This window comes from Clostridium psychrophilum (genome assembly GCF_018861705.1).
GTDB classification, from domain to species: domain Bacteria; phylum Bacillota; class Clostridia; order Clostridiales; family Clostridiaceae; genus Clostridium_AD; species Clostridium_AD psychrophilum.
The window spans coordinates 1-15,561 of sequence record NZ_JAHLEC010000078.1 but is presented as its reverse complement, the minus strand read 5'-3'; the positions used below and the strand labels follow the sequence as shown (position 1 = coordinate 15,561).

The following is a 15,561-nucleotide window of genomic DNA, read 5'->3' as shown; positions in this document are numbered from 1 at the left end:
TTAAGATGTGTTTGCTATACCCCAAAATAGGTTAAAAACGTAATAAAGCACCAGCTATTGCTGGTGCTAATAATTAAAACTTTTTGGGACATTTTCAAATTCAGTTGACACTCATAGCTATTTAAAATATATTTAAATGAATTCTCAAATTAATATGATGTTTACTTAATAAAAGAATTTTAATAGATGAAATAGTATATAATATATTATATATACTATACTTTGGAGGTGTTCTAATTGAATAATGATATAAAAAACTTTTTTCTAGCAGGGCTTGGTTCTGCCGCCTATACTTATGAAAAAGCTACAGTTCTAATTGATGAATTTGTAAAAAAAGGCAAGTTAACCTTAGACGAAGGTAAAGATTTATCTGAGGAGCTAAAAAGGAACATAAAAGGTACAAAAGAAACGAACACTATAAAAAAAGATAAAAAAGCTTTGACAAAAGAGGATATGATTTCACTCCTCTCAGATATGCAATTTGCAACCAAACAAGATATAGAAAATATAAACAAAAGACTATCAAATTTAGAAACGACCCATTCATAAATTTATAAATATTAACAAAAAAAAGCCCTAATATTTTTACTAGGACTTTTATTTTTAAGTGAGGTATAAAATGCGACTAAATTCTGTTAATCGATTTAAAGAAATTGTTAAGGTCCTCGGATCTTATGGCTTTGGATATATTGTAGACCATAAATTAAATAAACAAAATAAGCTTCCGGAAAATTTAAGAAAAGCATTTGAAGAACTAGGACCTACTTTTATAAAAATCGGACAAATATTAAGTACAAGACCAGATTTATTATCTCCAAATTATATAGTAGAGCTTTCAAAGCTTCAAGATAATGCACCTCCTGAAAGTATTGAAACAATAAATAAAATATTTTTTGATGAATTTTCAATGTCTACAACTGATTGTTTTGAGAAGTTTTATGAGAAACCTTTAGCATCTGCCTCTATATCTCAAGTACATAAAGCTACATTAAAAGATGGCAGAGAAGTTGTAGTAAAAATACAAAGACCAAATATTGCAGAAAAAATGAAATTAGATATTTCTATACTTAAACGCATAGTAAAACTTACAAAATCAAAATTTTCCGAAACATTAATAGACCCCGAAGAGGCCTTACATGAAATACTTATGACAACCGAACTAGAACTTAATTTTAACAATGAAGTTAAAAATATTAATAAATTTAAAGATTGCAATAAAGATATTGCATTTTTATATGTACCCTATGTAGTTGAAAAGTTATCTAGTACTAAAGTTATAACAATGGAAAGAATTTATGGTTTTAAGGTAGATAACATGGAAAAACTATTGATAGGCAACTATGATCTTGATGATTTAGGCAAAAAATTAGCATTGTCTTACTTACATCAAGTTCTGCAAGATGGTTTTTTCCATGGAGATCCACATCCTGGAAATATATTCATATATGGTAATAAAATTTGTTTTTTAGATTTCGGGATTATGGGAATTCTATCAAACTCATTGCGATTAGCACTAAATGATATGATATCAGCAGTTGCTTTTAATGACATAAATAAAATGATTTCATCTCTTTTATCAATAGGCATAAAAAAAGGTTATGTAAATAGAAATAGGTTGTATGAAGATATAAATTATCTTCTTTTAAATTACCTTTCGGTTTCCTTAAGTAATATTCAGATTTCAGTTATGCTTTCTGAAATTTTTGATATAGCTCGTCAAAATAACATACGATTGCCTCGTGATTTTACACTTCTGATAAGAGCTCTTGTAATTTTAGAAGGTGTAATAGCTACTATTTCTCCAGATATAAAAATAATTGATGTAGCCATTCCTTATGTAAAAGCAAATAATAAATTTTCATTATTTACGAATTTAGATTTTAATACTCTACTAATGCATTCATATTCATTTATGAAAGATTCATTTAGACTTCCCTCAAAGATCATAGAATTGTCTGATAGCCTTATAAGTGGAAGAGCTAAACTACAACTCGAGCATAAAAATTTAAATAAACCAATAAGCGAATTAAATAAAGGTATAAATCGATTAGTATTCGCTCTTATTATTTCATCTACAATTATAGGTTCTTCTACAATACTAAATTCAAATATAGGACCTAAAATATATAATATATCACTTATTGGTATAACTGGGTTTTTAGCTGCCGGATTTATGGGTTTTTGGTTATTAATCTCCATAATAAAATCTGGAATGTTATAAAATTAAAATATACTAATTAATTTAATAAAAAAAAAGAGGTATTTTAATGATTAAATATTACAATAGAAAAGAAAATAAATATGAAATAGAACAAGTGGCTGGAGAAAGATATTTGAATTGGTGCTATTCTTCTCCTTATGGCAAAAGACTAGTGGAATTATTAATAAAGAAAAAGCTTTTTTCAAAATTATATGGTTATTATTGTGACACAAAATTAAGTTCTAAAAAAATAAAAAATTTTATAGAAAGTTTCAATATTAATATGTCTGAATACAAAAAGACTTATGATCAATATTCGACTTTTAATGAATTTTTTACGAGACCTTTAAACCCAAATTCACGAATAATAGATAAAAACAATAACATTTTAATTTCACCTTGTGATGGAAAACTTTCTGCTTATGATAACATTAACTTAGATAATATAGTTCAAATAAAAGGTTTTTCATATTCACTAAAAGAACTCCTTCAAAATAATAAAATATATAATTTATATGATGGAGGTACTTGCTTAATCTTTAGACTATGTCCAACTGATTATCATAGGTTTCATTTTATAGATAATGGAATGTGCAGTGAAACAACACATATTAAAGGTAACTACTATTCTGTAAACCCTATAGCCTTAAAAAATATAAATAAATTATTTTGTCAAAATAAAAGAGAATGGAGCATATTTCACTCAGACAATTTTGAGGATGTCATATGTATGGAAGTTGGTGCTACTTGTGTAGGATCAATTATTCAAAGTTATAAATCAAATTCTAGAATTATGAAAGGTGCTGAAAAAGGATACTTTAAATTTGGTGGCTCCACTGTAATTCTATTTTTCAAAAGAAACATTGTACATATTGATGAAGATTTACTAACTCAAACACAATTAGGTTTTGAAACTTCTGTGGTCATGGGCGAAAAAATAGGACTGAAATAAATTTTCAGCCCTTTTTTATTATATTTTAAATCTTGAAGTAATGTCTTTTAATTTTTCAGAACTAATTTTATTGCCACCTGTAGTATCTTTTATTACTTCCAACTTTTTTACAATGTTTATACTCTTATCTGATATATTGAATATACCCTCTGCGCCTTCATTTACTGTACCTGCTACTTGATCTATTGCAATTGAAATTCCATTTATGGATGCATTTAAATGTTTTGCAGTTTGATCAAATTCTTTCATAAACCTATTGAAATTCTCTGCATCATCTACATATTCTTTTCCTGTGCCCATAATAATCTCATAATTTAATGAAACCTCTTCATCCATGAACTCAAGCATTTTAGTAGAACTATTGGATAGATTTTTTACAGAATCATTTACAACTTTAACTACATTTTGAATATTAGCTGCTGTAGCACCTGATTGCTCTGCAAGCTTTCTAACTTCATCTGCTACTACTGCAAATCCTCTTCCTGCCTCACCTGCTCTAGCAGCCTCAATAGCAGCATTTAGTGCTAACAAATTAGTTTGGCTAGTTATATGCAATATTGAAGTTGCAAGTCCATGTATTTTCTCGACGGCCTTAGAACCTTCTATTGCAACCTCTAACTGCTTCTTTATATCATTGTAAATCTTATCACTTTCTTCCTTAGATCCAGTCGTTCCCATAGTTATTCCATTCGCTTTTTGAACAATACTTTCAGCTATATTAGTTCCTTCTGAAGCTTTTTCGACTATTGTATTAACCATATTCTTCATCTCTCCTGAAGAAGCAGAAATTTCCTCAGCTGTTGCGGCTGTTTCTTCCATCCCAGCTGATAAAGTTTCAGTTTCAGCTGAACTTTCCTCTGCTTCGCCTTTTAAAATGCCTGTAAGCTCCTCAACAGTATACACATTTTTACTTATATTTTCGCAGGCTTCAATTAAATCGCCCACAACACCTTTTAACGTTTTTCTCATATTAACTATTGCTCTAGATATTGTTCCAATCTCATCATCGGTTTTAACTAAATCTTCACTTTCCTCATCATCACTTAAATCCAATTTGGAAGTCTTATCAACTAATAATGTTAATTTTGTTAATGGATTTACTATTAATCCTGATAAAACTATACCAATTATTATAAAAAATATACTTACAATTACTGCTATAGTTATCATTCTATGCATTAACTGAGTTATTGGCTGCCTAATTTCATTAATATTTCCCGAAATAACCAATGTCCAGTTTGTAGTTGGTACAATTCCATAAGACGAAAAATTCTTAATTTTATTGGATGTATTCTCCGTTGTACCTGCTTGAACCTTTTGTCCATTAATAACATTGTTTACTACATTTTTAATTGATGAATCTTCAACATTTTTCCCTATTTTATCTTTATTTATATGGTACAATATTTTACCTTTGTTATCAACTAAATAAGCATAACTTGATTTACTGCCAGATAAACTTATATCTTTAATATATTTTGCAAAACTCTCTGGGTATACAGAGGTTGCTACATACCCTAATATTTTGCCATTATCATTTATAGGACTTGTAAACACCATAACAGATTGACCTGTTATAGATGAATTAACAGTTTCACTTATAGCTTGCACACCATTTAAGCTAGAAGAATTATAACTCTCACCTGATACATTTTTGCCTAAAGATGTTTTATTGCTATCTGATATTATGTTACCTTTTGTATCAACTAAATAAACTCTTTCAACATTCTTATTATTAGAAATATATTTTGAGAATTGATTATTATTTAGCTTTAATACGTTTTCATATTGCTTTGTAGAATCAGCTTTGTTTTTTAATGTCATAATATCATTTATTTGCTTGGTGTTTGATATAGCTTGTACCTGGGCTTGTTGCTTTTCTAACATAACAGAAATAGTGTTTATTGCACTTTTTTTTGTAGATATCATCTCAGCTTTGCTTTGGTCAAATATTATTGTTGATGATTTCATATATGTAACAATACAAATTATAACCATTGGTATAATAATCAATGTTCCAATAAGAAAAGGTACTTTCTTTCTTATTGACATACCTTTTATGTTGCCTTTACTCTCATGTTTTTTTATAATGTTCCAATTTTTTAAATTCATTATGCCACCCCCCTTTATGTTTAAACAATTTAACAGTATATTATCACCTTTAAGTTAACTGAAAATGATTCATATATATATTAACATACAATTTAGCTTTTGTAATATATTTTCAATTTATATAATATTTTGTATTAATGCATAATTAATTTAATATAAGTTTAGTTGTTTATATAACATTATTATCACATAACCAACATTCAAAAAATAATTTAACCCAGCAACTATTACAGTTACTGGGTTTTTATGGTGCGTTGAAAGGGATTCGAACCCACGGCCAACTGGTTCGTAGCCAGCTACTCTATCCAACTGAGCTACCAACGCATAAACATCATTAATATACTATCATACTATCCGTTAATAGTAAAGTGATTTTTATAAACTACAAATATTTAAATTCTTATCTAAGAATTTAAATATTTGTAGCTCTACTCTAGAACAACCATATTCATAAAAAAATATCCTAATTTTATTTTAAAAAATCAACAAAATATTATTCAACTTAGTATAATAAATATTTGTATAATAAAATAAAAAACACCTAACAATTGTTAGATGTTTCTTGGTGGAGAAAGAGGGATTTGAACCCTCGCACCAGTTGCCCAGTCTATACCCTTAGCAGGGGCACCTCTTTAGCCACTTGAGTATTTCTCCATGGCTTAATTTTATGTCATTATAAAAAATGGTGGAGGAAGTGGGATTCGAACCCACGGTACGCTTTCACGTACGTCGGTTTTCAAGACCGGTGCCTTAAACCAACTCGACCATCCCTCCATGTCTCGACGACAAGATTCATTATATCAGCATGTTTATACCATGTCAATATATTTATTGATTTTTCTAACTTTAATTTTAAAAAAATAAAGAACATCTAACAATTGTTAGATATTCTTGGTGGAGAAAGAGGGATTTGAACCCTCGCACCAGTTGCCCAGTCTATACCCTTAGCAGGGGCACCTCTTTAGCCACTTGAGTATTTCTCCATGGCTTAATTTTATATCATTATTAAAAAATGGTGGAGGAAGTGGGATTCGAACCCACGGTACGCTTTCACGTACGTCGGTTTTCAAGACCGGTGCCTTAAACCAACTCGACCATCCCTCCATATACTAACAACAGGTTTTATTATATCAAGATAAATATTGTATGTCAACACATTTATAATTTGATATTTAAATATCAGTTCTCAACTATAGTTTGAAATAAGTAAACAACTTAATTATATATAAGTTATTTACTTATTATAATGTATGTTTAATAATTAAATAAATTACTTTAAACTAATTTATGTCCTCCCATATACTTAAGTAAAACTTTTGGTATAGTTACCGATCCATCTTCATTTTGATTGTTTTCAAGAACTGCAGCGAGTGCTCTTCCTACTGCTACTCCTGATCCATTTAATGTATGAATATATTTTGCTTTATCCGTTTTGTTATCTTTATACTTAATATTTGCTCGTCTAGCTTGGAAATCCTCAAAATTACTACAACTTGATATTTCAACATATTTATTGTAACTTGGCATCCATACCTCAATATCATATTTAAATGATGCTGTAAATCCTAAATCTCCTTTACATATTTTAACTAATCTATATGGTAACTCAAGTCCCTGCAATACTGACTCTGCATCTACAACTAACTTTTCAAGTTCTTCATAAGAATCCTCAGGCTTTGTGAATTTAAGTAATTCTACTTTATTAAACTGATGTTGCCTTATAAGCCCTCTAGTATCTCTTCCTGCTGAACCTGCTTCTTGTCTAAAACAAGCACTATAGGCTACATGTTTTATAGGAAGATCTTTCCCATTTAATATCTCATCCCTATAAATATTTGTAACGGGTACCTCTGCAGTAGGTATTAAAAAATAGTCCGTATTTGACACTTTAAACGCATCTTCCTCAAACTTAGGTAATTGTCCAGTTCCTATCATACTTTGCCTATTAACCATGTATGGAGGCAATATTTCAGTATATCCATTGGTATCCACATGAAGATCCAAGAAATAACTTATTAATGCTCTTTCAAGTCTTGCTCCAAGGCCTTTATACACTGTAAATCTTGAACCTGTTATCTTACCGCCTCTTTCAAAATCTAAAATATCATTATCTGTTCCTATATCCCAATGAGCTTTAGTTGCAAAACTAAATTTTTTCGGTTCTCCCCACTTTCTTACCTCAGCATTGTCTTCCTCTGTATTTCCTTCCGGAACATTTACATTTGGAATATTTGGAATACCTAGCATGCAATCTTTAATTTTTTCATTCACATCAGATAGTTCAATATCAAAGTTTTTAATTTGATCTGAAAGTTTTTTCATCTCAATCATAATTTCTTCTACATTTTCTCCATTTTTCTTAAGTTTTGGTATAAGTGCAGATTCTGTATTTCTTCTATTCTTTAACTCTTCAACCTCCATTAATATTTCTCTTCTTCTCTTATCAAATGTCACAACATCATCAATCAATGATAACTTAAAGTTTTCTCCTCTATTCTTCATTAATCTTTTTATCTCTTCCGGATTATTTCTTATTATTTTTAAATCTAACATAACTATTCCTCCTTAGATATTTTAAATAAATTTAATTATATATTGTTTACTTCTATATTTTTTGTACATATAATATCTACTCCAGTATTAAGTACATTTTTGCATACTACGTCTCCTATTTTTAATGGTGGACCAACATGTATTCTACTTAATGCCTTTGAACATTCAACCCATAACCCCTTATCAATAGGTTTACTACTTTTAACTGAAACTACATTACATAAGTCAGAACCTTTTATTCTAACTAAAGTTGTTAATATTGCTTCATGTTCATTATTACAAAAATTCTTTTCTACCAAATAATTCATCCCCTACATACTATCGAATTCTTTTATTCTACATAATACAATATTAGAATTCTTTGAGTCCTTAGATATCTCTGTCATCTTCTTATTAGTTTCTCTCGCTAAAATAGAGACAACTTTATTCAAACAATTTGCACCTTGACAGTTTCCAAATGCAGCCCCTGTTCTTCTTTTAACTCCCTCTACTGTTCTTGCACCCAAAGGTCTCCTTATAGCATCTACTATTTCTCCTTCAGTCACTTTTTCACATCCACATATTATTTTACCATACTTTTTATCTAACTTAATAATTCTTTTTCTTTCCTCATCACACAATTCTCTAAACTTATAATATTCTCGCCTTTTATCATTAAAATCCTTTTTAAGCTTACATTTCATCTTACTCATTACACTTTCACATACAATATTTGCTATAGCGGGTGTCATTGTTACCTGACCGTAGTGCTTCCCTCTAATTTGAATAAGTCCATCATCTATTGCACTATCATCTATTACCATAGGTTCTTCAAAAAAAGGCCAATCCAAAAACATTTTAACATCAATATCATCTACTCCACTTGTTATTTTAGATACTCTATTTACTACTTCCTTATAACTTACATTCTCTTTTGTACTAATAGCAGCTACAGTATCACCACCCAAAGTTGGAAGTGTATAAATTCTTTCGCCTTTTGAATTAATTATAAATAATGCATGAGATAGTCTAGCCTCTTCATTGTTATCTAAAAGTATATATTTTAATATTCCTTCATTCTTGTTTACCTCAACTTTTTTTTCATTTACTATACTATAATTTTCTGAAGGAGTTGTATTTATTACTAGTTTACTAGTGAATTTATTTTTATTGGTTATGACTCTAAACCCTTTAGGTATCTTTTGAATATCCAAAACTTCCTCTTCTAGTTTGAATTTTACACCATTATCAAACGCTACTTCTCCATATGACAAGGCTAAATCAAAAGGACAAATCACACCTGTATTTTTAGAATATAAAGCTTTTTTTATATTTACATTTAAATTTGGTTCCATTTCGTATATGTATTCTGGTTCTAAAATGGATACATCCTTAATTCCTCTATCTATTGCTCTCTTATATATTTTTGTGATTACATTAACTTCTTCATCTGTTTGAGCAATTATTAAAGAACCACACCTCTTAAATGGGACATTAAATTTTGCACTTATAATATCCATCATCTTATTTCCCATACGTTCAAGTTTAGCATTTAGAGTATCTTCACTTTCAACACCATCATAAATCATAGCAGTGTTTATTAATGCTACATCATCAGCTATATCATAGTCTTTTTCAATAACAGCTATATTAAGGTTATATTTTGAGATCTCATAAGCCACAGCACATCCTATTAGACCTCCACCCAAAATAAGAACATCATAATCCATTGTAAACCTCCACCATAAGATAAAACGATTTTACCTTATCATTATTATTATATCCTTTTTTTTAACATACGACGCAATATATTGGATTTTTTTGAAATATTTAATTTAAGAAGAGGAATAGTAATCTATTCCTCTTCTTATTTACAAAAAAATAGTAATTAGCAACCTATTATTATAGTTTTATACCCTGTATTATATTCTAAACATTTTTACATTGAACATTAATCAATTGATTATAATAAATAAATTTAGACCTGTTACTTACTTATTTTATTTAATATATCACCTAATTGCTTTATATATGCCTCATACTCAGCCAACTTACCATTCTTTTTAGCTTCTACTGCATTATTGTATAAGTCTTTAGCAATTTTTATATTTCTAAGTAAGTTTACATCTGTAACGTCATTACCAACTGTTTTAGATATATCACTTTTATTAGTATCCTTAAAAATTTGCTTTAATGCTAATTCTATATTATCATCCAAAATTATTTTATCACCATAAGACACTATAACCTTTTTCATCTCTGGTATACTTTTTTCACCAGTAGCCCTCAAATACATAGGTGCTATATATAGTAGTGAATTTTTAATCGGGATTATTAATGTTTCCCCAAATTCAACTTGTGAACCTACAGTATTCCAAAGTGATAACTGCTTTGATATTATAGCATCCTGATTTATTTGTTGTTTAAATAATACTGGACTGTATACCGTTTGCTTTGGAGGTAGTTTGTATAAAACCATTTTACCATAATTAGCTCCATCCATCCTTACTGCAAATAAAGACACCATATTATCTCTACCTTTGGTATCGAAGTATTCGATTAAAACCATTTCTTCTTTTCTTTTATTGGGCAATTTCATCATTAAATAAGAAGCTTCATTTTTTTCAGTTTTACCATCAACTTTCTGATTGTTTGCTATAGACCATACATCATCTCCACTATAAAATACCCCAGGATCAGTTATGTGATATTTATCAAGTACATTACACTGCATACTAAATAATCCTTCTGGATATTTAAAATGTTCCTTTATACCATTAGAAATTGACTCAGAGTTCTTAAATAACTTTGGAAAAATCTTTGAATAACTAATAGCTATAGGATCGCTCTTATCAACTATATAAAACCGTGGAATTCCATTTAAAGCATCAATAACAACCTTAATCGAATTTCTAATATAGTTTACTCCACTACGAGGTTGTGAAAAAGGATATTTAGTAGATGTTGTATATGCATCTAAAATCCAATATAACTTTCCGCCACTTATAACCATGTATGGATCAGTATCATAAGTTAAAAATGGTGCAATTTTTTTTACTCTTTGAACTACATTTCTATTAATTAATATTTTACTATTAGAAGTTATATCATCCGATAATAAAAAATTAACATCCTTTTTATTTATTGCAAATAAGAGTCTATTTGCTAAATTCATTTTGATACCAGCTTTTCCCTCATAGCTATTCATCTGGTTTTCTCCACCCTTGGGATAATCTAACTCTCCAATTTTTGTATTAACTATACTATAATCATTAGTACTTTCACCAAAATATATTCTAGGATTATTTAATTTTATACTTGTTTTATTTTCAAGAGGTATATTTTTAATAACAAAATCAGGTTGACCTCCACTAGTTACAGAATTAAGTTTACTCATAACCACACCATATCCATGGGTATAAACTAAATGTCTATTTTGCCATGTATTTGAGTTATCTTTTAGTGAATTTAAATCAATTTCTCTTGGTGCTATAAATACTTGATTATATTTTCCATTTATATTGTATCTATCAATATCTATATCATTAAATCCATAATAAAACCTAAGGTATTGGAATTGATTGTAAAATTCTAATGCTGGTTTATAAGAATTAATTTTTATATTATCAATAGTATCTTTATTTGAAGTAATGTCTTCTCTAGTTAAATTGTTTTTTATATCAAATGGTAATTCCTCTATATTGTTAATATTAAAAGCTTTTCTTGTGCTATCTATATTATATTGAATATAAGGTTTTTCTAATGTTTTTTCATTTGATTGAACTTTAAATTTTTGGACTGTAATCGATGTTATACGTTCTCCCACAATTAATGTAGCAATTACAATTATAGCTACAATTATAAGTCTCTTTTTACATGTTAAAAAACTTATGAATGTAATTATAGCTGCAATTAAAGACACTAATGCTATCACTCTATAAAACTTTAATGTTACATGTACATCTGTATAACTTGCTCCAAAAACTAGTCCTCTTGGTGAGTATACCAAATTCCAAGCTTTTATTAAATATCCCAAAGATACTAATATTAATATTAATGAGAATATAATAGCAAGCTGTTTTTTAGCAAATTTAGTTACTCCACTACTAAAATTTTTTATGTTTTTAATCTTCTTAAATATAAAGGTTTTATTTCTTTTATGAGGGTATAACGTATAATCCCTTACATTTAATATAATATATATTATTATGCTAATAATTACTAATCCTGATAAAAGCATTATAAGTGCTTTGTATAGGGACTCTATTAGTGGAAGTTTAAATATATAAAACGAAATATCTTTTTTAAATAATGGATCTACAGTATTAAAACTTGTGGAATTAATAAACTGTAATACTTTATACCAATATTTTGTTGCAAAGGTAAACGAAATTATAAAAGACAATATTATATTTATTAAAATACTAACTTTATGTTCTAATTTTCCTTTGTTTTTACTCACTTCATCAACTTTTTTGTATCTTAAAATGCTTCTTCTAAACATTTTATAGTATGTCCATAATGCTATATAACTTACTATAAACACTAGTGACATTAATTTTAAAATTGATGTTAATTTAGTGAAATATATTGATAAATAGCCAACTTCATTAAACCATTGTATATTTACAGCTAGGTTAACTATATTACCTAAGAAAAATATAATAATAAGTATTATTGATAATATAATAAAAGCTATTATCTTTTTTCTTCTCAAAAAACTCACCTCTTATCTAATCTTAATAATTTACCTAAACTCGAATATTTTGTTTCAATAGCTCCAACAGGGCATAATTCCTGACAGCAAAAACACCTAATACATTCATGCATATTCCATTTAGGATTTAATATGTCCCCATTAGGTATCATTTCAATAACTGCCGGCTTTTCTGGACAAACCTCAGCACATCTACCGCATCCTATACATTTTTCTTTAATAAGTGTTGGGTTTGGTGCTATCATTCCTCTTAGGAAATTAGTTACTCCCGGATTTATAAAATAAAAACTGCCTCCCTTTCTGCATAACTTAAAATCCTTTACTTTCATAGTTTCTATTTGTTCACCCAGTACGTTTATATCACACGCAAGCACAGCTCCCCATTTACTATCATATGCTTCTTTTAATACAGGCGTATCAAGAGGGTCATCATAACCTATAAGTCTAACAGCAGTTGAATCAACAGCCGTTAGACTTTGTCCCATAATTAAAGTATTTAGTTTATATTGTTGCCCATTTTTAGGTCCATTGCCTTCCATTGCAATTATACCGTCCAAAATTGCAAAATTAGTCCCAACTGCAGTATTTAAATCCAAAAGCATTTTACAGAAATTATTTGCATCAGGCATTCTTGTATGCCAAGTTGCTTTTTGTGTTCCTGGTATGCAACCAAATTGATTTTTTATAGCACCTGTATAATAAGCCATTGCATGTGTTTTAAGTTTTGGTAATGATATAACAACATCTGCTTCATAGGCTGCTTTAGAAATGTTCCAAGATTTACATAAAATAGAGTTATCTAATCTTATATGTACTGATTCTTTAAAATCTTCAAACTTAACTCCATACTTAGTTGCAACTTCCATAAGTCCAGATTTTTCTGCTGCCTTTTTCGAATCGCCAAAACCAGGGGAATCTCCAAAACTAATATTATTAGAATATTCCTTAACAATCCTAATTACAGCTTCAAAAACAGCATAATGAGTTACCACTGGAGACTCTTTATTTTCAACACTTAACATATTAGGTTTTAGTAAAACTTTACTATCCAATGGTATTAACTTTTTTAAAAATTTATCTCCTCCTAGTAAATCAAAACCATCCCTCAACTTTTTCTCTATTAGATCAACATCATATTTAATACATTTTAACAGTGCTACGTCTTCCATAATAATTACTCCTTTAATATTTAATTATATTAAGAATATTTTGATCAGATATTAATCAGATATTAATCAGATATTAAATAATTCTTATCCTTTAATTCTTTTATTATAGAATCTATAATTTGCTCATTATCTGCCCTTACGGTATGTAGATGTACCCCTTTAGTTAAAGATGATAATGGCTCAGCACTAGCTTCTTTAAATTTTTTTGTAAATTTTTCAATGTCCATAATAGTTTTTATCATTAGCATTGCTCTTATTTCGCCATATAAAGGGTGCTCTACTGTTACGTCCTCAACTATACCTCCAAATTTAACAATGCATTCAAGTTCATTATAAATTTCATCTCTTCTATGAGAAACTGCTATTACTCTCCTTACATAATTACTTTCCTCATTAAATATTAAATAGCCTTCTGGTGTAGCAATTATATTTATTCCTTCTGCTCTTATAATTGCGATGTCTTTCACTATAACTTGTCTTGTAACACCTAATTGCTCTGCTAAAAACTGACCCTTGTATGTAATATTATTTTCAATCAATAGGTTTCTAATATATTCTCGTCTTTCCTTTGAATTCATTTTATCCTCCTATTATATGTATTTAATTATATTTTATCACTCTTTATATATTAATAGAATTGTTTTTCAATATATATGTTTTCAATAATATAACTTAAAAATAAAAAAAGAAACTATTTACTAGCTTCTTAATTTTTATCATCACACTCTTTTAATAAGTCTAACTCTATATCACCTATTATATTATCATTATGATGATTTTTAACTAAAAATAAAAATCTATCATCATACCCATATTTTTTTAATAAATTATATCCTATAATTCCATGATTATAATACATATTAACATTTTTATTTTTTTTGCAACCTGCTCTGATTTTTCCATTTGTTATATTATTCATTATAACCATTATAGATTTTTCTATTGGGTTCATTTTATTATATATTTTTCCTATATCATGTAACAATGCAACCTTTATTAATACATCAGATTTCAAGTTTCTTTGATTGCAAGTCAATAACACATCTCTAGCTACATTTATACAGTGTTTTTGTTCATAAACTGGTAATTGATTAAATAACTGTAATTCATAAGGTTTTAAATTTTTTTCTAGAAAGCTTATATCTCTATCATTAATTCTAGCAACCATTGATCTGTAAAACTGCTTTATTCTATATAGTGACAATCTAGCTCTCCCCTCATATTTAAATTACATGATTTCTCTGTTTTAATTTAAATATATATACAGTTTATATCATAAATGGAATAAAAAAAACAGTCTAATTAGACTGTTTTTTGGTGGAGATAAAGGGAATCGAACCCTTGACCCCCTGCGTGCAAGGCAGGTGCTCTCCCAGCTGAGCTATATCCCCATATGGTGGACCTTCAGGGACTCGAACCCCAGACCGACCGGTTATGAGCCGGTAGCTCTAACCAACTGAGCTAAAGATCCATATTTTTAATCTGGCGACGACCTACTCTTCCACAAAGTTACCCCTGCAGTACCATCGGCGCATTGAAGCTTAACCTTCGTGTTCGGTATGGGAACGGGTGTTACCTTCAGGCCATAATCACCAGATTTATAAACTATTAACATTACATTAGAAGTATACCAAGCAATAGTTAACTTGTCAATATACTTTATGAGATATTCTCTCAAAATTGCACAGTGCTAATCTTCTCGCTAACGCTCGAAGCTTTATCTCTTTCTTACGAAAGAGAGATATCGCAGTATTAATATTTTTTGTTGCTTTAATCTATCTTGGTCAAGCCCTCGACTTATTAGTATTAGTCAGCTGAACATGTTACCATGCTTACACCTCTAACCTATCAACCTGGTGGTCTTCCAGGAGTCTTACTT

At 28.8% G+C, this 15,561-nt stretch carries 10 protein-coding genes, 7 tRNA genes, 2 rRNA genes and 1 pseudogene; 3 read left to right on the top strand and 17 right to left on the bottom strand.

Going from position 1 to position 15,561, the window contains the following annotated elements; all coding sequences use genetic code 11:
- Positions 1–237: 237 nt before the first annotated feature.
- The 3 genes from KPL38_RS13980 (at position 238) to KPL38_RS13970 (ending at position 3,152) form a co-directional block, all read left to right on the top strand.
- Positions 238–549, top strand: a complete 312-nt coding sequence (locus tag KPL38_RS13980; RefSeq protein WP_216289759.1) for a phasin family protein — start codon at positions 238–240, stop codon at positions 547–549.
- A 70-nt stretch (positions 550–619) separates the two neighbouring features.
- Entirely contained in the window at positions 620–2,221 is a 1,602-nt protein-coding gene (locus KPL38_RS13975; RefSeq protein WP_216289758.1) for an ABC1 kinase family protein, read from the top strand.
- 46 nt (positions 2,222–2,267) lie between these two features.
- Positions 2,268–3,152, top strand: a complete 885-nt coding sequence (locus KPL38_RS13970; protein ID WP_216289757.1) for a phosphatidylserine decarboxylase — start codon at positions 2,268–2,270, stop codon at positions 3,150–3,152.
- Positions 3,153–3,170: 18 nt separating this feature from the next.
- Here the strand turns inward: KPL38_RS13970 and KPL38_RS13965 are convergent, their stop codons facing one another.
- The 17 genes and pseudogenes from KPL38_RS13965 to KPL38_RS13885 form a co-directional block, all read right to left on the bottom strand.
- Positions 3,171–5,264 (bottom strand): methyl-accepting chemotaxis protein, encoded by a 2,094-nt coding sequence (locus tag KPL38_RS13965; RefSeq protein WP_216289756.1) that lies wholly within the window; start codon positions 5,262–5,264, stop codon positions 3,171–3,173.
- Positions 5,265–5,511: 247 nt separating this feature from the next.
- Positions 5,512–5,588, bottom strand: a tRNA-Arg gene (locus KPL38_RS13960).
- 239 nt (positions 5,589–5,827) lie between these two features.
- Positions 5,828–5,918, bottom strand: a tRNA-Ser gene (locus KPL38_RS13955).
- A gap of 29 nt (positions 5,919–5,947) precedes the next feature.
- Positions 5,948–6,038, bottom strand: a tRNA-Ser gene (locus KPL38_RS13950).
- Positions 6,039–6,156: 118 nt separating this feature from the next.
- Positions 6,157–6,247: transfer RNA gene (locus KPL38_RS13945), tRNA-Ser, on the bottom strand.
- A gap of 30 nt (positions 6,248–6,277) precedes the next feature.
- Positions 6,278–6,368: transfer RNA gene (locus KPL38_RS13940), tRNA-Ser, on the bottom strand.
- 171 nt (positions 6,369–6,539) lie between these two features.
- The gene (gene serS / locus KPL38_RS13935; RefSeq protein WP_216289755.1) at positions 6,540–7,817 is read right to left on the bottom strand and encodes a serine--tRNA ligase; all 1,278 of its coding nucleotides are present in this window, start codon (positions 7,815–7,817) and stop codon (positions 6,540–6,542) included.
- Between the two features lie 35 nt (positions 7,818–7,852).
- A pseudogene (locus tag KPL38_RS13930) lies at positions 7,853–8,128 on the bottom strand (DUF1667 domain-containing protein); the annotation flags it as partial.
- Positions 8,129–9,526, bottom strand: a complete 1,398-nt coding sequence (locus tag KPL38_RS13925; protein WP_216289753.1) for an NAD(P)/FAD-dependent oxidoreductase — start codon at positions 9,524–9,526, stop codon at positions 8,129–8,131.
- 257 nt (positions 9,527–9,783) lie between these two features.
- Positions 9,784–12,513 carry a UPF0182 family protein gene (locus tag KPL38_RS13920; protein WP_216289752.1) on the bottom strand — a complete coding sequence of 910 codons (2,730 nt, stop codon included), beginning with the start codon at positions 12,511–12,513 and terminating at the stop codon, positions 9,784–9,786.
- A 5-nt stretch (positions 12,514–12,518) separates the two neighbouring features.
- On the bottom strand, positions 12,519–13,682 hold the full coding sequence (locus KPL38_RS13915; protein ID WP_216289751.1) for a DUF362 domain-containing protein: 1,164 nt from the start codon (positions 13,680–13,682) through the stop codon (positions 12,519–12,521).
- Between the two features lie 62 nt (positions 13,683–13,744).
- The gene (locus KPL38_RS13910; protein ID WP_216289750.1) at positions 13,745–14,260 is read right to left on the bottom strand and encodes a transcription repressor NadR; all 516 of its coding nucleotides are present in this window, start codon (positions 14,258–14,260) and stop codon (positions 13,745–13,747) included.
- Between the two features lie 128 nt (positions 14,261–14,388).
- Positions 14,389–14,886, bottom strand: coding sequence for an HDIG domain-containing metalloprotein (locus KPL38_RS13905; protein WP_216289749.1), 498 nt, complete (start codon positions 14,884–14,886; stop codon positions 14,389–14,391).
- Between the two features lie 111 nt (positions 14,887–14,997).
- Positions 14,998–15,073: transfer RNA gene (locus tag KPL38_RS13900), tRNA-Ala, on the bottom strand.
- A gap of 3 nt (positions 15,074–15,076) precedes the next feature.
- A tRNA-Ile gene (locus KPL38_RS13895) sits at positions 15,077–15,153 on the bottom strand.
- A 9-nt stretch (positions 15,154–15,162) separates the two neighbouring features.
- Positions 15,163–15,279: ribosomal RNA gene (gene rrf, locus KPL38_RS13890) — 5S ribosomal RNA — on the bottom strand.
- A gap of 183 nt (positions 15,280–15,462) precedes the next feature.
- Positions 15,463–15,561, bottom strand: a 23S ribosomal RNA gene (locus KPL38_RS13885); the annotation flags it as partial.